General features: G+C 36.3%; 20 protein-coding genes and 1 rRNA gene. 8 read left to right on the top strand and 13 right to left on the bottom strand.

Translation table 11 applies throughout. The features are described from left to right. The first annotated feature begins 7 nt into the window (after positions 1-7). The gene (locus QS62_RS01130) at positions 8-691 is read left to right on the top strand and encodes an SIR2 family NAD-dependent protein deacylase (RefSeq protein WP_066104610.1); all 684 of its coding nucleotides are present in this window, start codon (positions 8-10) and stop codon (positions 689-691) included. 120 nt (positions 692-811) lie between these two features. Here the strand turns inward: QS62_RS01130 and QS62_RS01135 are convergent, their stop codons facing one another. The 5 genes from QS62_RS01135 to QS62_RS01155 form a co-directional block, all read right to left on the bottom strand. Continuing rightward, a complete protein-coding gene (locus tag QS62_RS01135; protein ID WP_066104614.1) occupies positions 812-1528 on the bottom strand; it encodes a LutC/YkgG family protein in 717 nt (238 codons plus the stop codon). Between the two features lie 15 nt (positions 1529-1543). Then, positions 1544-2947, bottom strand: coding sequence for a LutB/LldF family L-lactate oxidation iron-sulfur protein (locus QS62_RS01140; protein ID WP_156536716.1), 1404 nt, complete (start codon positions 2945-2947; stop codon positions 1544-1546). 12 nt (positions 2948-2959) lie between these two features. Further along, positions 2960-3682, bottom strand: coding sequence for a (Fe-S)-binding protein (locus QS62_RS01145; RefSeq protein ID WP_066104621.1), 723 nt, complete (start codon positions 3680-3682; stop codon positions 2960-2962). A gap of 593 nt (positions 3683-4275) precedes the next feature. After that, the gene (locus tag QS62_RS01150; RefSeq protein ID WP_066104625.1) at positions 4276-5538 is read right to left on the bottom strand and encodes an HlyC/CorC family transporter; all 1263 of its coding nucleotides are present in this window, start codon (positions 5536-5538) and stop codon (positions 4276-4278) included. A 70-nt stretch (positions 5539-5608) separates the two neighbouring features. After that, the gene (locus QS62_RS01155; protein ID WP_197495471.1) at positions 5609-6409 is read right to left on the bottom strand and encodes a cytochrome C assembly family protein; all 801 of its coding nucleotides are present in this window, start codon (positions 6407-6409) and stop codon (positions 5609-5611) included. Positions 6410-6607: 198 nt separating this feature from the next. On the opposite strand from QS62_RS01155, the gene ffh reads away from it, so the two are divergent. After that, on the top strand, positions 6608-7984 hold the full coding sequence (gene ffh, locus QS62_RS01160) for a signal recognition particle protein (protein WP_066104631.1): 1377 nt from the start codon (positions 6608-6610) through the stop codon (positions 7982-7984). Positions 7985-8057: 73 nt separating this feature from the next. On the opposite strand, the gene QS62_RS01165 is transcribed toward ffh, so the two are convergent. Together QS62_RS01165 and QS62_RS01170 are read right to left on the bottom strand one after the other, a co-directional pair. Then, positions 8058-9383: an MFS transporter gene (locus tag QS62_RS01165; protein ID WP_082966102.1), complete on the bottom strand. Its 1326-nt coding sequence runs from the start codon at positions 9381-9383 to the stop codon at positions 8058-8060. 164 nt (positions 9384-9547) lie between these two features. Then, positions 9548-10852: a nucleobase:cation symporter-2 family protein gene (locus tag QS62_RS01170; protein ID WP_066104634.1), complete on the bottom strand. Its 1305-nt coding sequence runs from the start codon at positions 10850-10852 to the stop codon at positions 9548-9550. Positions 10853-11015: 163 nt separating this feature from the next. On the opposite strand from QS62_RS01170, the gene tehB reads away from it, so the two are divergent. From tehB to QS62_RS01195, 5 genes are all read left to right on the top strand, one after another. Continuing rightward, positions 11016-11879 (top strand): SAM-dependent methyltransferase TehB, encoded by an 864-nt coding sequence (gene tehB, locus QS62_RS01175; protein WP_066104636.1) that lies wholly within the window; start codon positions 11016-11018, stop codon positions 11877-11879. A 77-nt stretch (positions 11880-11956) separates the two neighbouring features. After that, a complete protein-coding gene (locus tag QS62_RS01180; protein ID WP_066104639.1) occupies positions 11957-13972 on the top strand; it encodes a transglycosylase SLT domain-containing protein in 2016 nt (671 codons plus the stop codon). A gap of 27 nt (positions 13973-13999) precedes the next feature. Further along, positions 14000-14299, top strand: a complete 300-nt coding sequence (gene trpR, locus QS62_RS01185; RefSeq protein ID WP_066104641.1) for a trp operon repressor — start codon at positions 14000-14002, stop codon at positions 14297-14299. Continuing rightward, entirely contained in the window at positions 14286-14996 is a 711-nt protein-coding gene (gene mtgA, locus QS62_RS01190; protein ID WP_066104644.1) for a monofunctional biosynthetic peptidoglycan transglycosylase, read from the top strand. Before trpR ends, mtgA begins: the two co-directional genes overlap by 14 nt. 19 nt (positions 14997-15015) lie before the next feature. Continuing rightward, the gene (locus tag QS62_RS01195; RefSeq protein WP_066104646.1) at positions 15016-15762 is read left to right on the top strand and encodes an SDR family oxidoreductase; all 747 of its coding nucleotides are present in this window, start codon (positions 15016-15018) and stop codon (positions 15760-15762) included. Positions 15763-15820: 58 nt separating this feature from the next. Here the strand turns inward: QS62_RS01195 and QS62_RS01200 are convergent, their stop codons facing one another. The 3 genes from QS62_RS01200 to rlmE form a co-directional block, all read right to left on the bottom strand. Then, a complete protein-coding gene (locus QS62_RS01200; protein ID WP_066104648.1) occupies positions 15821-16216 on the bottom strand; it encodes a hypothetical protein in 396 nt (131 codons plus the stop codon). 276 nt (positions 16217-16492) lie between these two features. Beyond that, positions 16493-18412: an ATP-dependent zinc metalloprotease FtsH gene (ftsH, locus tag QS62_RS01205; protein ID WP_066104681.1), complete on the bottom strand. Its 1920-nt coding sequence runs from the start codon at positions 18410-18412 to the stop codon at positions 16493-16495. Between the two features lie 63 nt (positions 18413-18475). After that, positions 18476-19105 carry a 23S rRNA (uridine(2552)-2'-O)-methyltransferase RlmE gene (gene rlmE / locus QS62_RS01210; RefSeq protein ID WP_066104651.1) on the bottom strand — a complete coding sequence of 210 codons (630 nt, stop codon included), beginning with the start codon at positions 19103-19105 and terminating at the stop codon, positions 18476-18478. A gap of 239 nt (positions 19106-19344) precedes the next feature. On the opposite strand from rlmE, the gene yhbY reads away from it, so the two are divergent. Next, positions 19345-19647 carry a ribosome assembly RNA-binding protein YhbY gene (gene yhbY, locus QS62_RS01215; protein ID WP_066104655.1) on the top strand — a complete coding sequence of 101 codons (303 nt, stop codon included), beginning with the start codon at positions 19345-19347 and terminating at the stop codon, positions 19645-19647. A gap of 62 nt (positions 19648-19709) precedes the next feature. Here the strand turns inward: yhbY and metK are convergent, their stop codons facing one another. The 3 genes from metK to rrf all read right to left on the bottom strand — a co-directional run bounded on the left by metK (position 19710) and on the right by rrf (position 22033). Next, on the bottom strand, positions 19710-20858 hold the full coding sequence (metK, locus tag QS62_RS01220) for a methionine adenosyltransferase (RefSeq protein ID WP_066104657.1): 1149 nt from the start codon (positions 20856-20858) through the stop codon (positions 19710-19712). 234 nt (positions 20859-21092) lie between these two features. After that, complete coding sequence (locus QS62_RS01225; protein ID WP_066104660.1) at positions 21093-21566, bottom strand: helix-turn-helix domain-containing protein; 474 nt, start codon at positions 21564-21566, stop codon at positions 21093-21095. Positions 21567-21917: 351 nt separating this feature from the next. Beyond that, positions 21918-22033: ribosomal RNA gene (gene rrf / locus QS62_RS01230) — 5S ribosomal RNA — on the bottom strand. Positions 22034-22069: the final 36 nt, after the last annotated feature.

Raw genomic sequence — 22069 nt, forward strand, 5'->3', positions numbered from 1 at the left:
CAAAATGATGAAACCTATTTGTGTTGTACTGACTGGTGCTGGCATTAGTGCGGAAAGTGGTTTGCCAACCTTTCGTGCCGAAGATGGTTTATGGGCTGGTCATAAAATTGAAGAAGTATGTACTCCAGAAGCTTTACGTCGTAATCCACAAAAAGTCTTAGATTTTTACAATATGCGTCGACGTAATGCTGCCGAAGCAAAACCGAATGCTGCTCACTTAGCATTAGTTGAATTAGAACAGAAATTTACGGTAAAAATCATTACACAAAATGTGGATGATCTACATGAGCGCGCTGGTAGTAGTTACGTTTTACATTTACATGGTGAACTCAATAAAGCACGTAGCAGTTTCGATCCCGATTACATTGTTCCTTGCCATCAAGATCAACTGATCACCGACCGCGATCCTAATGGACATCCAATGCGTCCGCATATTGTCTTTTTTGGTGAAAATGTGCCGATGTTAGAAACTGCTATTGATTTAGTGTCGATTGCAGATGTGGTTTTAGTTGTTGGTACTTCATTACAAGTTTATCCAGCAAATGGCTTGGTACACGAAGCTAAACCAAATGCAAAAATTTATCTGATTGATCCAAATCCAAACACTGGCTTTATACAACGACAAGTTAATGTTGTTGCTAAAAAAGCCACTGAAGGCGTTGTCGAGGTTGTACAACAATTACTGCAGTAAAAATAAAAAATAGAAAAGATTGCGTCACACCAAACGCAATCTTTCCAATTCATTAATTAAGCAAATCATTTGATAATGAATCAAAAATTAAAAAACTTTCACGAGTAATCTAATAATTTTTTACTCAACATCATCAATCACTAAATAGACTTGCTTTATTGGCCCATGAACACCAACAACTTTGACTAACTCAATATCTGCTGTAGAACTTGGCCCGGATATAATATTAATACACGATGGCATACGTTCACCATGTTGAGCTTTGATATGTAAAATTTCCGCTAGTTGAGCTACACGAGGCAAAATCTTGCTTTTCTCCAAAACAATAATAGATACCTCTGGTAATAAACTTACCGATCTGCCATTTTGAGCACTAGAATAAAGTACCACACCACCCGATTCAGTTAAACCATACTCTGCAAAAGCCACTCCGATTCGTGCTGTAGCAGCGAAATTTCTACTTTCATCGCCTTTTTCTGGTGACCAAGTATAAGTTGTATATTGCGATGTAGCCGCTTCTATTAACCCATATTGATGCAAACGAACGTCGTCGGTAAAAATGATGTTATTCTGCCCCTCGGCGTATTTTTCGCATAATTGTAAAAAGCTCTCTTTAAGTTGCTTAATACTGGTTAATTGACAATCTACGCCAGCTACATTGATCGAAGTATCTATAAATTGTGCACAACGTTGATCTATATCTAACTCTGTTAAGCGAGTTTCTGGATATTGATTTACTTTAGGATAGCTACCAACAACCTCAGTTCGTACTTGATCGCGACCAAACTGCTTCGCTAAATGCGCTAAAAATTTTTGTCTATTTTGTTGATCTAACATCGCTCTCTCCTTTGTTTAACGATTTTTAAACCAAGTACGGAAACTTTCACCATCAGCTTGCGGTAAATCTCTAGCCTTAGTCCATTCCCCAATTGCACCAATTTGTATTGGTGCTTTACCATTTTTGATAAAGATATTCGCCATTTTTGCTCCCATTACCATACCCACTTTCCAAAAGTTTGGATGGCTGTTAACAAAAGAGAAACCTTTAATGGTCATTCGTTCAAGTTTATTAGTCAAACCAAGTTCTACAATATTACGACGATGTTTTAATAATAATTGAGCTAGCGGAATTTCCACTGGGCAAACAGAATTACAAGCGGTACAAAGTGAACAAGCGTAAGGAAGATCTTTAAATTGCTCATAACCGCCAAGAATTGGCGATAATACTGATCCTATTGGACCTGGATAAATCGAACCGTAGCCATGACCACCGATTTGACGATAAGCAGGACAAGTGTTCATACATGCACCACAACGAATACAACGCAAAACATCTTGGAATTCTGAAGCAAGCGCTTTAGAGCGACCATTATCGACAATCACCAAATGAAAATCTTCCGGACCATCAACTTCCCCAGCCAAACGTGGGCCTGTCAGCCAGGTGTTATAAGATGTTAATCGCAATCCCACTGCACTACGTGCCAATAAAGTAATAAGCACATCAACTTCTTTAAAAGTTGGCGCAATACGCTCCATTCCCATCACAGCAATATGTGTTTTTGGGCAAGTGGTAGCTAAACGCAGGTTTCCTTCATTAGTCACTAAACAAACACTTCCTGTTTCCGGAACAGCAAAATTACAACCGCTAATACCAATATCCGCATTTAAAAATTCATTGCGAATATGATTTCGAACAAATAATGTCATCTCTTCCGGTGTGGCAGAACCCTGATAACCCAATTTCTCATGAAACACTTTGCGAACTTGTTCACGATCTTTGTGTATCGCTGGTACAACAATATGAGATGGCTTATCTTCTGCAACTTGTAAAATATATTCCGCAAGATCAGTTTCAAAAACTTTAATTCCTTCAGCTTCTAAAACATGATTAACGCCAATTTCTTCGGTTACCATTGATTTAGATTTTACTACTCGTTTTGCTTTTTTCTCTTTAGCTACTTGCAAGATATAATTTGAAGCTTCTTCAGCAGTCTGAGCGAAATAAACATGCCCACCATTTTCGACAACTTTTTCTGATAGTTGGTATAAATAAGCATCCAAATTTTCAATCACATGGTTACGAATCTCTTTTGCCAAATGTCGCCAATCATCCCAGTGACCTAATTCTTCCACCATTTTTTGACGGTTTGCGCCGATACGTTCTTGAGCCATCACCACTGCTTTACGCATAATTTCATTATCAATTTCTTGGTTAATTCGTGGCTTGAAGGCTTGATTACTGGTACTAATTCCCATCATTTTCTCCTTTTAACGACTCATCAACACTTCAGCAATGTGCATAACCTTAATATTGCGATGCCCTTCGCGATGCAAGCGTCCACCAATATTAATCAAACAACTTACATCCGCACCGATTAAATAATCAGGTTCCACTTCCATAATATGCTGACTTTTTTCTTTCACCATTTCCCCTGAGATCTCCGCCATCTTGACAGAAAAAGTACCGCCAAACCCACAACAGGTTTCTTGGTTATGAATCGGTAATAACTCTAAACCTTCTACATTGTGTAATAGTTTTAACGGTTCTTCTTTAATGCCTAACTTACGGAACAAGCTACAAGAAGGATGGTAAACAGCTTTGCCTTCAAGGCGTGCACCGACATTTTCTACATGTAATTCATTGACGATAAAATCAGTAAGATCATGAAAGCGTTCACTAATGCTTTGTGCACGTCGATACCATTCAGAATCAGGTGCAAAATATTGTGGATAGTTTTTGATCGCATAAACACAAGAACCTGCTGGTGCAACGATCGGATAGTCATTTACTTCAAAAGTTTCAATTAAGTTCTTAATACTAGGGATTGCCTCTTTGACATATCCACCATTTAACGCTGGTTGAGCGCAACATCCTTGTTTTTCAAGAAAAGTAATTGAACAACCTAACTGTTCGAGTAGTAATACGCTCTGTTTTGCAACATTGGCTTTCACTGTATCAGCAATACAGGTTACATAGAAATTTATGTTCATAGTTTGCTCCAAGCAGAACACATCTCGTGGTCATAAAGGGCAACGCGAGAGTAGAGTAAATTTTAGAAAGGATTAGGATCGCAATAAAAACTGCGATGATTCCATTAACAATTATTGGAAGATAATGAAACGATAATACTTTAATCAGTTGGTATCTAATACTTAATACAATGGTTATCAAGACAATAGCCAACTGCACAGTTCCTATTATGCAGCTTATAAATAAAGTATTGGATATAAAACTGATCATTAGATGAATAGTTTTCTAATTTAGTAACTATCGTACACTTATTTATCCAACGAGAGTCATTCTATCACAAATTTTTTACAAAAAATGCTTCAAAATAAAATTTATTTATTAAATAAAATTAATAAACTTAAACCATCATTTTTTTGCTAATACGATTTAGATAGATTTTTCTTATACAAAAGTTACTATTAAATGCCTATAACAAACAAGTCTATTGGAGCTTATAAGCTGCTAACAAACCAAATTACACCAGAACGGTTAGATGATTTAATAAAAACAAAAAGAGTAGAAAAATTTCTTTTCCTACTCTTTTTTCAGCTTGTGAATACTGACTACATCAACATTAATTTAATCTTTTCACTTTCGCTTGTTTAATCATATTATCGCTAACTTCTAAGATCTTAATTTTCAGATTACCGATCTTCCATTCCGTTCCTTCTTGTGGAATATCTTCCAAATGTTCAAGAATAAAGCCATTAAACGTTCTCGCTTCATCAGTATCTAAATGCCAATTAAACATTTTATTCAGATCGCGAATATTTGCTGAACCATCAATAATCACAGTACCATCAGACTGTTGTTGTACTTCATCTTCAATGGACGGAATATTAGACGTTGTAAACTCACCTACAATCTCTTCTAAGATATCTTCTAACGTTACTAACCCTTTAATATCGCCATATTCATCAACCACCAAACCAATACGCTCTTTGTTATTACGGAAATTGAGCAATTGTGCGTTTAGTGTTGTCCCTTCCGGAATAAAATAAATCTCATCAGCGGCACGCATTAACGTTTCTTTAGTAAATTCATTGGTATTTAACATCAAACGATAGGCTTCACGTACTCGTAAAATTCCTAACGCATTTTCATCCATATTCTCTTTATATAAGACAACTCGGCTATGCGCAGCATGATTTAACTGACGCATAATGGATTTCCAGTCATCTTCAATATCAATACCACCAATTTCATTACGCGGCACCATAATATCTTCAACAGTGACTTTTTCCATATCTAAGATAGACAGCAACATCTGTTGGTGAGCACGTGGGATAAATTTACCTGATTCATTAACTATCGTACGCAGTTCTTCTGCACTAATAGAATGCGATTTAATATCGTGTTTTAAACCAATTAATCGCATTAAACCATTAGTAAAAAAGTTAACGAAATAAACTAACGGAATAAAAATTTTAATTAGAATCGTCAGAATGTGGCTGCTAAAAAAACTTACTTTTTCAGGATAAACTGCCGCTGCTGTTTTCGGGAAAATTTCTGAAAATACTAACATCACAAAAGTTAGTACCCCAGTTGCAATCGCCACACCAGCATCCCCGCCTAAACGCAATCCGATCATAGTCGCAATTGCTGATGCCATAATATTTACTAAGTTATTAAAAATGAGAATAAAGCTGAGCAGAATATCAGTTTTTTTCAATAATTTTTCAGCTTTTTGTGCACCAGTATGCCCTTTTTCAGCCAAATACCTTACACGATAACGGTTGAGAGAAAGCAAGCCAGTTTCAGAACTTGAGAAATATGCAGAAAGAATAAGTAACAAAATTAAAAGAATAAAAAGCGTACTTATGGGGATACTGTCCAAAATAAAATCCTATATAAAATTAATCATTCGATACGATAACGCTCCATTTTATTATCGTATCACCTACCAACTAGGCAATCACTAATCGACTACCGAAGTAGGCAACAGTGAGCAAAATCATACCTGAAATTGTATAAATTATCACTCTTTTTCCACGCCAATGCAGTTTGTAATGACCAAATAATAAAATGGCAAATACTAACCAAGCAATAAATGAAAAAATTGCTTTTTGAATCTGCTCCGCTGAAAAAAAGTTTGGTAAATAAATGCTGCCACTAATCAAGGTAATGCTTAACAGCGATTCTCCTAATATAAGTAATTGAAATAACTGTTTTTCTACTTTCATTAATGGCGGAATCATTGGTGAAAATGTCATTTTTTTCTGTTTTAAATTACGATCTAACCAGCCTAACTGAAACGCATATAGTGTACAAATAAAGAAAACAGCATAACCAAACAATGCCAACATAATATGGAATAACAATCCAATATTTTCTGTTAAATGCTTAATAAAACTGCCGGGGAAAAAGGTTGTACCAACAACATTAATCGTGGCAAAGCAATATACAATAGGCAACAAAAACCAAAGTGTATTTGTACGTAAAATCGAAAAAGTGACAAAAATACTTACTAAAATAGAAACCAAAGAAGATACATTGAACAGCGTAAAATTTTGTCCGCCAGCAACGAAGAAATTATTCACTAAACCAATGACATGCAACACAATTGCTAAAATTGCACTATGGAAGATCCATTTTTTACTTGACTGCGTAATCGTTGTTGTTTCGCCTTGCTGTACTTTCATTAACACTGGGGTAATTAATAAAATACTGCTTAAATACGCTACAATCGTCAACACGCCAATCCACAACATAATTCTTGCTCTCTTAAAAAACTATAAGCCATAAAAAGTTAGCAGTTTTTACCTAAATTTTCCATAGGATTATGTTGTAATGATGAAAACAAACAAATTTTCGGTATAATGCCCACTGTTTTTTGTTCATCTTTTTATAGTGCAATGCTGACAATTGCCACACTATAACGAATCATACAAAATCAGGAATTCCCTATGTTTGAAAATTTATCCGATCGCCTTTCACGCACTTTACGTAATATCAGCGGAAAAGGGCGTTTAACTGAAGATAATATTAAAGATACCTTACGTGAAGTGCGTATGGCTTTATTAGAAGCTGACGTTGCTTTGCCTGTTGTTCGCGAATTTATTAATCAAGTTAAAGAACGTGCTTTAGGTGTTGAAGTCAACAAAAGCCTTACACCGGGACAAGAATTTATCAAAATCGTCCAAGCTGAATTAGAAAAAGCTATGGGTGATGCCAATGAGAGTTTAAACCTTGCAACACAACCTCCAGCAGTTATTTTGATGGCAGGTTTACAAGGTGCTGGTAAAACCACCAGCGTTGGAAAATTAGCTAAATTTTTACAACAACGTCATAAGAAAAAAGTTATGGTGGTTTCTGCTGACGTCTATCGCCCAGCTGCGATTAAACAATTAGAAACTCTCGCACAAACTGTAAATGCGACTTTCTTTCCATCAGATGTTTCACAAAAACCAGTTGAAATCGTGAAGGCTGCTCTCGCCGAAGCTAAACTGAAGTTTTTTGATGTTTTAATCGTGGATACTGCAGGTCGTCTACACGTTGATGAAGAGATGATGGAAGAAATTAAACAAATCCATCAAGCATTAAATCCTATTGAAACCTTATTTACCGTTGATGCAATGACAGGGCAAGATGCTGCCAATACTGCAAAAGCATTTAACGAAGCATTGCCATTAACCGGGGTGATCTTAACTAAAGTTGATGGTGATGCACGTGGCGGTGCCGCATTATCGATTCGCCAAATCACTGGCAAACCGATTAAGTTCCTTGGTATGGGTGAAAAAACTGATGCACTAGAACCTTTCTATCCAGATCGTATTGCCTCTCGTATTCTCGGTATGGGTGACGTTCTTTCATTGATCGAAGATTTACAACGTAATGTCGATCAAGAAAAAGCTGAACGCATGGCGAAAAAATTCAAAAAAGGCGATGACTTTACCCTTGAAGATTTTCGTGAACAATTACTCGAGATGAAAAAAATGGGCGGTATGATGTCAATGTTAGACAAACTACCTGGTATGCAAAATTTACCTGACCATGTAAAAAATCAAGTAGATGACAAAATGTTTAACCGTATGGAAGCAATGATCAATTCAATGACTTTCAAAGAACGCCAAAACCCAGCCATTATCAAAGGTTCTCGTAAACGCCGTATTGCTGCTGGCTCTGGTACACAAGTACAAGATCTTAATCGTATGTTGAAACAATTCGAAGACATGCAACGTATGATGAAAAAAATGCGCAAAGGTGGTATGGCGAAAATGATGCGTGGTATGAAAGGCTTAATGGGTGGCCTTGGTGGTATGGGCGGAATGTTTAAACATTAATTAGTTTTAACCAAAGTGAAAATGGCATAAATTCAATAATTTATGCCATTTTTTATAAACAATTTATGTATGATTATAACCTATGGAATTTAGCTAAGATCGCTAAAGAAAGTGTAGTAATTAAGATCGAAATCAATGCATACATATACACACCATCCCATTGCCATACATTCTTAATCATTACGACCGGTACTCCAGCTAATGCTGCCCCAACATAACTAAATAGACCGCGGAAACCAGTAATAGAACCAGCTGCATCTTTATGCGTTACATCTAAACAACCTACGGCAAATAACATATGTGGTCCATAAAGCGCAAAGCCCATAATCGTAAATAAACAAGCAGTTAAAATATACGAACTGTCTTGCACGACTGGTACCAATACAATAGAAACACAGAGCATTAAAGCAAACATTAAGCCTGTCATCCAGCGATTACTTCTAAATAAAAAGTCTGAAAGGTAACCTGCAATCAACCCACCAGCTAAACCACCAGCTTCAAACCACGTAATAATAGAGTTTGCTTTTACTAAATCCCAACCATGCGCTTGTACATAATAAATTTGCGGCCAGTCATTTAGAATGGTACGTGCAATATAAACACAAAGATCCCCAACAATAATCACCCACACTAGCGGATTTTTAAGGATATATTTGAAGAAAATCTCCCAAAATCCTAAATTTGATGGGCTTGCTTTTACTTGAGCTAATTCCGTTGGGTCATTACGCCATTCACCAACTGACGGCAAACCTTCTGATCCCGGACGATCTTTAATCATAATTAACGCTAAGATCCCCATGACCAATGAAATAGCTCCCGGCACATAAAAGCCCATTTTCCAACTGCCGCTCCAAGCAATTGCAAAACTCGTTAATAACGGAGCAAGGCTACCACCAATATTATGTGCAGCTTCAACAATAGCCCACCAACGTCCCCGTTCATTTTTCGAGAACCAAGAAGCCATTATTTTTGCCATTGGTGGGAAACTTGTACCCTGTAGAATTGCATTTAAAGCATACAAAATGTAAAAAGCGGTAATACTATCTGAAAAGCCAAATAAAATATTAACGATCCCAACTCCAATCAGTGCAGGGCCTGTCATAGCACGTGGATTGATTTTATCCACTACCATTCCGCCAACAAATTTCATTGAACCATACAATATATAGAAAATAGATGACATCACCGCAAAATGCTCTGCTGTTAAAGATGTTTGCTCTAACATCATTGGTGCTGCAGCAGAAAAATTTTTACGCGTCAAATAGAACACTGCATAAGAAAGAAATACAGCTGTCACTATCTCAATACGAAATTTACGATAAGTTCTATCTATTTCCGGTTTACTCATCACAACCGGTTTATCCGGCTGATTGAAAAACCACTCCTTCAAGCTTCTCATAAAGCCACCTCTCTCAATATTTATGTCACAATTTATTCACCAATAATTAAACACAAAACAACAATTAAAACTACTACTTTTTATAAAAAATTTCCATTATTTATTATCCATAAAAAAAGTAGCCACTAAGGGCTACTTTTTAAATCTATAATTAATAAAGTTTTTTATTCTTCTTCTTTTTCTTCTTGCGGCAATACTAAATTTAAAATCAGTGCTAACAATGATCCAACCGTAATACCAGAACCAAAAATTTCTTTAAAGAAACTTGGCAATTTATCGAGAATTTCAGGGCGTGTAGTGACTGCTAAACCGCAACCAATTGAAATAGCAATAATTAAGCCATTACGTTTAGTACGTTCTACTTTATCTAACATTTGGATACCAGCAGCAATAATCATGGCAAACATCATTAAACCTGCGCCACCCAATACTGGTAATGGAATAGACACAATCAACGCACCAAAAACAGGAAATAGTCCGGCAAGTACCAATAATCCACCTGTCATTGCCACAACATAGCGACTAGCGACGCCTGTTAATGAAATCACTCCAATATTTTGTGAGAAAGACGAGAATGGTGTAGTTGACATAATCGCTGCTAATGCTGAACCTACGCCATCACATAACACACCACGACGTAAATGATCGCCAGTAATTTCAGTTTTTGTCGCATTTCCTAACGCTAAGAAATTACCACTTGATTCAACAATGGTCACTAAATAAGCAATACTCATTCCAATGATTCCTGAAATAGGGAAAGCCAAACCAAAATGTAATGGTTGTGGTAAGGCAAAAACTTGCGCTTGTTTCACCCCTTCAAAACTCACCCAACCTAATGCTAATGCAGCACAATAACCAACCAACATCCCAATTACGATCGCTGCAGCTGAAAAGATCCCTTTTCCCCATTGCACTAAAATAACCACTAACGCTAATACAAATAATGCCATCGTTAAATTTTCAGGTGTTGCATATTGAGGTTCTCCTCGTTGTCCACCAGCGAACCAATCCACTGCTACAGGAATTAAACTTAAACCAATCATCGTTACTACTGTTCCAGTGACTACTGGTGGGAAAAGTTTACGAATTGATGGCATAAAGAAACTACCAATAATCATCACTAATGAACCCACTAAAGAGGCACCCAGAATACCCGCAACACCATCTTGACTAAAACCGATTGCTAATGCAGCTGCCACAAAGGTAAAACTCGTTCCCATCACACTTGGCAAACGAATACCGATTGGTCCAACACCAATACACTGAATCATAGTCACCACACCTGAAATCAACAAGGCTGCATTAACTAATACAATCGTATCTTCCGTTGGTAAATGTAATACATTACCGATTACTAATGGCACTGCGATGATACCGCCAAGTGCCGCCAACAAATGTTGTGCTGCTAATAATAAACCTAAGCCCAAAGGTGGTTTGTCTTCAACGCTAAAAAGCAGTTTGTTATTCATAAATTCCCCAAAAGAGTGAGTTGCATTAAAAAATGGTTGAGGATTATAGACTTGTCTATCGCGATAAGCAAACGTTTGCGTAAATTTAATAAAAAGGAGTTACAGATATCAATTTTAAATCTATATATAATAAGTATCTTAAAGTCATTTAGGGGAAAAAATTATGCAAGAAACATTGATCGCTTATAAAACCATGCCTGTTTGGAATAACAAAACTTTACCAGCAATGTTCCAAGAAAAACATAACACTAAAGTTGGTACTTGGGGACAACTTCGTGTATTAAAAGGAAAATTAAAATTCTATCAACTCAATGAAGAAGGAGAAGTACTTTCAGAACATCTTTTTACACCTGAAAGTGATATTCCTTTAGTCGAACCACAAGCATGGCATCGTGTTGAATCGGCTTCAGATGACTTAGAATGTCAATTATCTTTCCTCTGCCGTCGCTCTGACTATTTCAGTAAAAAATATAATCTCACCGCAACCCATTCTGAAGTAAAAGCTGCAAGTGAAATCTTAACGCCTTGCAAAGTGTTAGATTTAGGTTGTGGACAAGGTCGTAATAGCTTATACCTTAGTATGTTAGGTTATGATGTCACTTCTTGGGATCATAATCCAACCAGTATCCAATTTCTTAATGAAATGGCAGAAAAAGAACAATTATCCGTAAAAACAGCTCTCTATGATATTAATTCAGCTAATATCCAAGAAAATTATGATTTTATTGTTTCAACAGTAGTGTTTATGTTCTTGAATGCCCAAGCTGTACCAAACATTATTGCCAATATGCAGCAACACACTAATATTGGTGGTTATAATCTTATTGTTGCCGCAATGAATACGGCTGATGTACCTTGTCCAATGCCGTTCTCATTTACTTTTAAAGAAGATGAATTACGCAACTATTATCAAGGTTGGGAATTAATTAAATATCAAGAAGAGATGGGCGAATTACATAAAACTGACGCCAATGGCAATCGAATTAAAATGAAATTCGTTACTATGCTAGCGAAGAAAATTGCCTAAAAAATAAAACCGTTATTTTTCACCAACAATCAAGCGTGTTAGACTGTATAAAAAAGCAGTATTAAAGGGAGAACATTATGCACGCTTGGCAAAAATCAGTCTTAATCTTAAGCTTGGTTGTTGGTAGCGTATCTTACGCAGCGGAAAACAAAGTATCAACAACAACCGATACACCTACCACACAACCAGATAAACTCACTCTACAACGTCAACAATATCAAGAGTTTATGCAATTTTTAAGTGGTAATGTAAGTGATAGCAGTGTTGCATTCGCTACGCAATTATTACCAAAACTACAAGATTATCCGCTCTATCCTTATGCGTGGTATCGTACTTTAGTTAGACAATCTTTAGTTTCTTTGGCACAACTACAACAATTTTTAGCTGCTAATCCCAATTTTCCTTTAAATAATGCTCTTATTGATCAGTTCTATCAAAAAGCCTTGCAACAGCAGGATTGGCAATTAGTCACTACGGCAACAACTCAAATTCCAGCACAAAATACCGCCCAACAATGTATTCAACTAATTGCTAAACAAACCACCATCAATAATACTGAAGAATTAAATAAACTTTGGCAAGAAACCGAAAAATTATGGCTTTCAGGAGATAATTTACCAAAGCAGTGCATTCCGCTTTTTGATGCTTGGCAACAGGCAGGAAAACTGAATGAAACACTCATCCAACAACGGGCAGATTTAGCAATCACTACTAAAAATCGTAGCTTGCTGAATTATTTACGTGATTTAACTAAAGATGAAGCGGCAAAACAACGTTTACAAGATTGGATTAATTTGTTGGCACAACCACAAAATATCGTAAAAATTAGTGAGAATTGGACGGTAACAGCACAGAATAAGCAGATCTTACTCGCTAATTTACCACGCTATTTCCGCACAATTGGCGAACAATCATTAGATTTTAACCAATTACAACAGCAACTCACCAATTGGCAGCAAAAATGGCAATTCTCAGATGATGAACTCAATATACTAAAGAAAGCTATCCTACAACGCTTTTTCGACAATACCCAGCCACAATGGTTGGATTGGCGTGATCAACAATTACGTATTTTAAAAGATGATTCATTATTAGAACGCCGCTTGCGTGTCGCCATTCGCCAGCAACAACCATTTTCTGAATGGTTAAATTTGCTGTCATCTGCTACGGCTAGCAAAGATGAGTGGCGTTATTGGCAGGCTTGGCAAGCGCAAAAACAAGGTAATAAAAAACAAGCACAAACTATCTTAACGCAATTAAGTCAACAACGAGGATTTTACGCTTTATTGGCTGCTGAAACCTTAGGCATTAATTATCAACCACCAATGTCAGATCTTACACAACCAATTTCATTTGATCAGTTATGGCAAGATACTGAAATTACCAAAACTCTAGCTCGCATTACAGAATTGCGAAACTTTCGCTATATCGATGATGCTTATACAGAATGGTCTTATTTACTTAACAACGTTTCTGACCAACAAGCACTACTGCTCAGTGAATATGCACTACAACAGCAATGGTATGATTTAGCTGTTGCTGCCACGATTAAAGCAAAAGCTTGGGCATATATTCGTTTACGTTTACCATTTGCCTATCAGGATTGGTTTACTATTAACGTTGCTAATAAAACCATTTCATCATCATTTGCCATGGCGATTGCACGTCAAGAGAGTGCATGGCGCCCTAATGTACGCTCCGCTGCTAATGCAATTGGATTAATGCAATTATTACCAAGTACCGCACAAGCTACGGCAATACAAGCACAATATGCTCCACAGCAAGCGAATAAATTAACCGATCCATTAACCAATATCTTATTAGGCACGACACATTTACAGCAACTTGCTGAAAAATATGGTGATAATCGATTATTGATTGCGGCAGCCTATAATGCTGGTGCCAATAAAGTTGATCAATGGCTAGCTGATAATAATGGTAAGTTATCAATGGCAGAATTTATAGCTTCTATTCCTTTCTATGAAACACGTAATTATGTGCAAAATGTCATCAGTTACGACTATTATTACCAAGTATTACAAAAACAAGCTGCAAAAAAATTCAGCAAATCAGAAACTGATCGATTATACTAGTTTAATAGTAAATGAAAGGAGCAAGCTATGTACATCAGTCGAGATTTAGAACAGTGGCAACAAGTCTTGAATTTTTTAAGACAAGGGTTTGCAGCAGGAAAAGAACAAGACATATTAATGATGCTACTTACCCCTGATGAACGTGATTCATTGGGTTTGCGTTTGCAAATTGTTAAACAATTATTGGATAAGAAATTATCTCAGCGAGAAATTCAGCAAAATCTCAATACCAGTGTCGCAACGATTACTCGTGGTTCTAATTTAATTAAAAGTATTGATCCCGATTTTTTGCAATGGGTAAAAACACAATTGAATGTTGAAAATTAATAAACTTTTTTCACAACGCTGCCGTCTTCGTTTAGCTAAGCTGTTAGTTATGCTAATCGCTGGCTTTTTTTGTTGTGTCATACTATTGCGTTTTTTGCCAATTCCTTATTCTACTTATATGTTGCAAAAAACCGTCACTAATATTTTCAACACTAATTACCATACCCAACATAAATGGGTAAGTATGGATCAAATTTCACCTGCTATGCAATTAGCAGTACTTGCTGCCGAAGATCAACGATTTCCTGATCATTGGGGCTTTGATATTGATGCTATAGAAAAAGCATTCAAACATAATCAATCATCTAAACGTACAAGAGGAGCTTCTACTATTTCACAACAAACAGCTAAAAACCTATTTTTATGGTCAGGACGAAGCTGGATTAGAAAAGGATTAGAAGTACCTATTACTTTAAGTTTAGAGCTTTTTTGGTCAAAACGGCGTATTCTTGAGGTCTATTTAAATATTGCTGAATTTGGACCTGGTATTTTCGGTGTAGAAGCCGCTAGCCAATATTATTTCAAAAAAAGCGCTGCTAAACTCACTCGTTATCAAGCTGCGTTACTGGCCGCCGTATTGCCAAATCCGATTCTATACCGAGTAAACCGTCCATCAGCTTATGTACAATCCAGACAAAATTGGATTTTAAGGCAAATGCAATTACTTGGAAGTAATTACCTAAATCAACTTAATTGATCTCAAAAGGAGGAAAGCTATGAGCATTTTAATTACTGGCGCTTCAGCTGGTTTTGGTGCAGCTACATGTCGCGCATTCATTAATGCTGGTTACAAAGTTATCGGTGCTGCTCGCCGCTTAGATAAACTACAACAGTTACAAAAAGAATTTGGTGACAAATTCTATCCTCTAGTCATGGATGTTTCTGATCCTCAATCGATTGATGCAGGACTCTCGTCTTTGCCAGCAGAGTGGAAATCAATCGATTTATTAGTCAACAACGCCGGTTTAGCACTAGGCTTAGAACCAGCTTATAAAACCAACTTTGCTGATTGGAAAACAATGGTTGACACTAATGTGCTTGGACTAATTTATTTAACTCGCCAAGTATTACCGCAAATGGTGGAACGCAATCAAGGGACTATCATTAATTTAGGTTCTATCGCGGGTACCTATCCTTATCCTGGTGGCAATGTGTATGGTGCAACCAAAGCATTTGTAAAACAATTCAGTTTAAACTTACGTGCTGATCTTTCTGGTACTGCAATTCGAGTTTCTAATGTTGAACCAGGATTATGTGGTGGAACTGAATTTTCAAATGTCCGCTTTAAAGGTGATGATGAACGTGCTGCACAAGTTTATGAAGGTGTTGAATATATTCAACCAGAGGATATAGCCAATACTATTTTATGGATTTATCAACAACCAGCACATGTTAATATTAATTCTATTGAAATTATGCCTGTATCACAAAGTTTCTCTGCTTTAAAAGTAGCTAAGAAATGATCATTTTTTCTTAGCTAATCAAAAATAAAGGGGTAAATTTATCTACCCCTATTTTTTCTTACTCATCAATATTATTAGAATTAGCTAATTTTTCTTGTTTTGTATGATAAAAATAAAGAAAAATTAAACCAATTGGCGCAATCGCCCAACTAAACGCAAAACAGAATAGCATCATCATTATTTTGACAAACAGCAATAAAATTGCATTCACATAAAAGACATTATCTCCCATTATGTAATCAATAATGGATTCATAAACAAATCTCGAATATGGGTATAACAGTAAAAACAGTGTTAAGACTAATGTCACCCCAATAAATCGACTATCAATAACACCAACACTAGCGTGATACATTGTTACTTCAAAAATAATATAAATAATTAAACCGAAAAATAGATGCCTAAAATAATAGGCTTTATTTAATCCACCAAAAGTTTTGCTAAGCAATGACATTGTCTTCTCTCCTTTTCAAACCAATCAATAAAACTCAAAATTATTCATTAATAACCATCATAACTTTAATTTTTTCAGATAGATAAAATCACTTCTATATTAACCGGAAAACATAAATAGTCGAGAATATTATTTAGTTTCAGCTAATGTGGCTGTATCAATGATAGAAAGGAATTACTTAAGATAAATTAAGTCGGAATGAATTTATTGAGATTTGATTTAACTAGAAACAGCAAGCAACAAAAATGGGGTCTTACGACCCCATTACTTACATCATTAAACTTCTTCTGAAGAATCATCTTTATTTTCTGAGGTTTCTTTCACCTCATTTTCTTTTTTCTCTGTTTTTTCAGCAGCTGGTTCTGTTTTCTCTGCTGGTTTAGTTTTTTCTACCCAGCCTGTTGGAGGTGTCACTTCTTGACGCTCCATTAATTGTTTAATTTGTGGTTCATCAATAGTTTCATATTTTACTAATGCATCTTTCATTGCATGTAAAATATCCATATTGTCAATTAACAGTTGTCTTGCACGTTGATAGTTACGCGACACAATATCACGCACTTCTTCATCAATCGTATGAGCTGTTTCATCAGACATATGTTTTGCTTTTGCCATTGAACGACCTAAGAAAACTTCACCTTCATTTTCTGCATATAAAATTGGTCCTAATTTAGTTGAGAAACCCCATTCAGTTACCATTTTACGCGCAATATTAGTAGCAACTTGAATATCGTTTGATGCACCAGTTGATACATTTTCATCACCATAAATTAATTCTTCGGCGATGCGTCCCGCATATAAGGTAGACAACTTACTTTCTAATTGTTTTTGGCTAATACTAATTTGATCGCCTTCAGGTAAGAAGAAAGTTACCCCTAATGCACGTCCACGCGGAATAATAGTTACTTTATGCACCGGATCATGTTCAGGCACCAAATAACCTACAATAGCGTGACCAGCTTCATGATAAGCAGTTGATTCTTTTTGCTTATCCGTCATCATCATAGTACGGCGTTCTGGTCCCATATTGATCTTATCTTTGGCCTTTTCAAACTCAAGCATAGTGACTAAACGCTTATTAGTACGTGCTGCAAAAAGCGCTGCTTCATTAACTAAGTTAGCTAAATCAGCTCCAGAATAACCTGGGGTACCACGAGCAATCGTCATTGGATCAACATCGCTTCCCATAGGAATTTTACGCATATGCACTTTCAAAATTTGCTCACGACCACGTACATCAGGTAAACCAACCACCACTTGACGGTCAAAACGTCCTGGACGTGTTAATGCTGGATCGAGTACATCTGGACGGTTAGTTGCCGCAATAACAATAACACCTTCATTACCTTCAAAACCGTCCATTTCTACTAGCATTTGGTTCAAGGTTTGCTCACGTTCATCATGACCGCCGCCTAAACCTGCACCACGTTGACGACCGACAGCATCAATTTCATCAATAAAAATTAGACAAGGCGCTGCTTTCTTCGCTTGTTCAAACATATCACGCACACGTGAAGCACCAACCCCAACAAACATTTCTACGAAATCTGAACCGGAAATGGTAAAAAATGGTACTTTCGCCTCACCCGCAATTGCTTTTGCTAATAATGTTTTACCTGTTCCTGGAGGACCTACCATTAAAATACCTTTCGGAATTTTTCCACCCAATTTTTGGAATTTACCTGGGTCACGTAAGAAATCGACAATTTCACCAACTTCTTCTTTCGCTTCATCACAACCAGCAACATCCGCAAAAGTTGTCTTAATTTGCTCCTGCGTCATCATTCTGGCACGGCTTTTACCAAATTTTAGCGCACCACCGCCACCACCTTGCATTTGGCGCATAAAGAAAATCCAAACCCCAATCAATAACAACATTGGGAACCAAGAAATCAAAATTTGTGAAAATAATCCACGCTTTTCTGGTGGAGTACCAGCTACTTTAATATCCTTCTTAAGGAGATCATCTAATACTTTATCATCATAAAGTGGCATTACTGTTTGGTATTTATCACCACTTTTCTTAGTAACAGTAATCTCATTACCATCAAATACTGTTTCTGATACCTGATTATTACCAATATCAGTGATAAAAGTAGAATAATCTACCGTATCTCTTGTACTACTTGAAAAACCTTGGAAAACCGTCATCAACACTACAGCGACAACACTCCAAAGTAAGACATTTTTAAGCATATTATTATTTTTCAAGGTAAATCCCCGTTTTTATTTGTCTGATTAAAAAACTATTTGATATGGTTAAAGTTTATAGCCAGTTGCGACAATATAAACTTCACGAGAACGATCCCGAGAAGCCTCTGGCTTGCGTACTTTTACATTTTTAAATAATGAGCGAATTTCTCGTAGATATTCATCAAATCCCTCTCCTTGAAACACTTTAACCACAAAACTCCCCTGCGTAGCAAGAACCTGCTTACACATATCTAAAGCTAATTCGACAAGATACATTGCGCGTGGAATATCAACTGAAGGCATACCACTAAAGTTCGGTGCCATATCTGACATCACCACGTCAACTTTGTTGTCGCCAATTTTATCAAGAAGTGCTTTCAGCACATTTTCCTCGCGGAAATCACCTTGCAAAAAATCAACACCAACAATCGGATCCATATCTAAAATATCACAAGCGATTACTCTACCTTTGTTGCCAATTTGAGTTACCACATATTGTGACCAACCACCTGGAGCTGCACCAAGATCAACCACAGTCATATTTGGCTTAAATAATTTATCCGTTTTTTGAATTTCATCTAATTTAAAATAGGCTCTGGAGCGCAATTTTTGTTTGTGAGCTTGTTGAACAAATTTATCTTTGAAATGTTCGTTGAGCCAACGAGTAGAGCTAGCAGAACGTTTTTTCTTACCCATAACAACTTAAAATTAAAACTTATTACTTTGATATCAAAAATACCGATACTATATGATGATTGTTACCTAAATTTCAAGGTAAAGTGATGTAAATTCAACGAATACAGCAATAGGAAATACAATTCTAGCGTATTCTGGCTAAATAAGATGTCAATCCAGTGAATTAATATGATTTTCTTCCTATTTTCTGCATAAATGTTTAAAATACTGGGTTTCAAAATTATGATTAAAGGATTCCTATGTCATTAACTCTTTCAACTAAGCAAAAACAGTACTTAAAAGGTCTCGCACACCATTTAAATCCTGTTGTTTTATTGGGTGGAAATGGTTTAACTGAGGGCGTTATTGCTGAAATTGATAATGCCTTAAATCACCATGAATTAATTAAAGTAAAAATTTCTGGTGTTGATCGTGAAGATAAAGAATTAGTTACTGCGGCCATCGTACGTGAAACTGGCGCTTGTGCAGTACAACGTATTGGACATATCTTAGTTCTTTATCGCCCAAGTGATGAGCCGGTAATTACATTACCAAAAAAATAAAAATACCCATCAAAAAAAGCAGATCGAGGATCTGCTTTTTTAATACACTAAAAATACATTCTTTACTTCAAATAGTTATGTAGCAATTCTGCTTTGTCTGTACGTTCCCATGGGAATTGTTCACGACCAAAATGGCCATAAGCAGCAGTTTGACGATAAATTGGCTGAATCAAATCTAACATTTTGATCAAACCATATGGACGTAAATCAAAATGTTCACGTACTGCGTTAACTAATACTTCATTAGCCACTTTACCTGTACCAAAAGTTTCAATCATAATTGAAGTTGGCTCTGCAACCCCAATAGCATAAGATAATTGAATCTCACAACGATCTGCTAATCCTGCTGCAACAATATTTTTTGCCACATAACGAGCAGCATAAGCTGCAGAACGATCCACTTTAGAAGGATCTTTACCAGAGAAGGCACCACCGCCATGACGAGCAGCTCCACCATAAGTATCAACAATGATTTTACGACCTGTCAAACCACAATCGCCCATTGGACCACCAATGACAAAACGTCCTGTTGGATTAATAAAATATTTGGTATTTGCAGATAACCATTGTTCAGGTAATACTGGCTTAATAATTTCTTCCATAATACCTTCACGTAGCTCTTTTTCGCTTACACTATCAGCATGCTGGCTTGAAAGCACTACTGTATCAATACCTTGAATCTTGCCATCTTCATACACAAATGTAATTTGGCTTTTAGCATCTGGTCGTAACCAAGGTAAGACTCCACTACGACGAACTTCAGCTTGTTTTTCCATTAAACGATGTGCATAAGTAATAGGAGCAGGCATCAACACTTCTGTTTCATGTGTCGCATAACCAAACATAATCCCTTGGTCCCCCGCACCTTGATCCAATGGATTTTGTCTATCAACACCTTGGTTAATATCTGAAGATTGTTTACCAATGCCGTTCAATACAGCACAAGAATGTCCATCAAATCCCATTTCTGATGAAGTATAACCAATATCACAAATAACTTGACGTGCTAAATGTTCAATATCAACCCATGCCGAAGTAGTAATTTCACCACCAATTAATGCCATACCAGTTTTAACATAAGTTTCACAAGCTACACGAGCTTTTGGATCTTGCTCTAAAATCGCATCTAATACTGCATCTGAAATCTGATCAGCAATCTTATCTGGATGCCCTTCAGATACTGATTCAGAAGTAAATAAATATTTTGACATGAAAATTCCTTATTAAAATCTCTAAGTGCTAATTTCGATTTATTTCAATAAAATTAAGTAGAAAACATTAAAGAGAGGTTATTAGATAGATGTTTTTACTTCTAGACGGCTATAATACCGTTTATTTTACATTTGACAAGTAATTTTTTAGCTAATCATCAGTTATCCAATGGATTCGTCTTCTTGTTTAAAATTAGATGATCGCCGAAGCGATCATCATTATTAACGCCATTGTTATAATCTTTTATTTAACTGTTGTTCAACTTTTTTCCTCTCCCATTCATCATCCAACCAAATAGGAATTACCCATATGCGAAAAGCTTTGATCAATATACCTATTCCCCATCCAATAACTACCCAAATTACCCACCAATAATCTGGCGTCATTATTAAATTAATCAGAAATAACAAAAGATTTATGACAAAATAGATACTCAATTGGATATAAAAGTCTCTGATCTGACGTACTTTCTTTAGTGCTATTTTTATTTCAGGTGTAATCATAGAGCGTACCTCATTTTCAATCGGTGGCTGTTGTAGAGTTGCAATACTTACCTGAAATACAGCTGCTAAAGCTGCCCAAGTTTCCAAACCAACACGCTCCCCTCTTTCCACTCGATGAATTGTACGTGTAGATAATCCTGTTAGTTCCGCTAATGTTTCTTGAGTCCAGCCATTTTTTTCTCGCCAAATTTTGACAGAATTCATACATAGAAACCTCTTATTAATAAAGTTCATATCACATCATAAATAAAACGTTAAAAATAAGCGAACAACATAAAATTAAATTTAACGTACTCTGGATATTCTCACTTTATAAAAGGTTTAACCATGACAGTTATCAGACAAAAAACTGACATTAGCGTTAATAGGAAAATTAGATAATAAATGCATGTTGAATATCAGAACAAACTTATCAACTTAATAGATACGGAGAAAATGAGGTGATTAGTGATTGGAAGCCAAAGTAAAATCCAACCATCCCTAAAAAATCAAAAACACAAAAAATAAAAAAACGCTAGTTGATTCCTCAACTAGCGTCCTTCTCTCTTTTCTTTAACCTGGCAGTGACCTACTCTCACATGGGGAATCCCCACACTACCATCGGCATTACGACATTTCACTTCTGAGTTCGGCATGGATTCAGGTGGGACTATCGCATTCTCGCCGCCAGGATTAATCCTTTTGACTTGTCTCTTTTCTTTCTTTAT

The sequence above is a fragment of the Gallibacterium salpingitidis genome (assembly GCF_001678495.1).
GTDB classification, from domain to species: Bacteria; Pseudomonadota; Gammaproteobacteria; order Enterobacterales; family Pasteurellaceae; genus Gallibacterium; species Gallibacterium salpingitidis.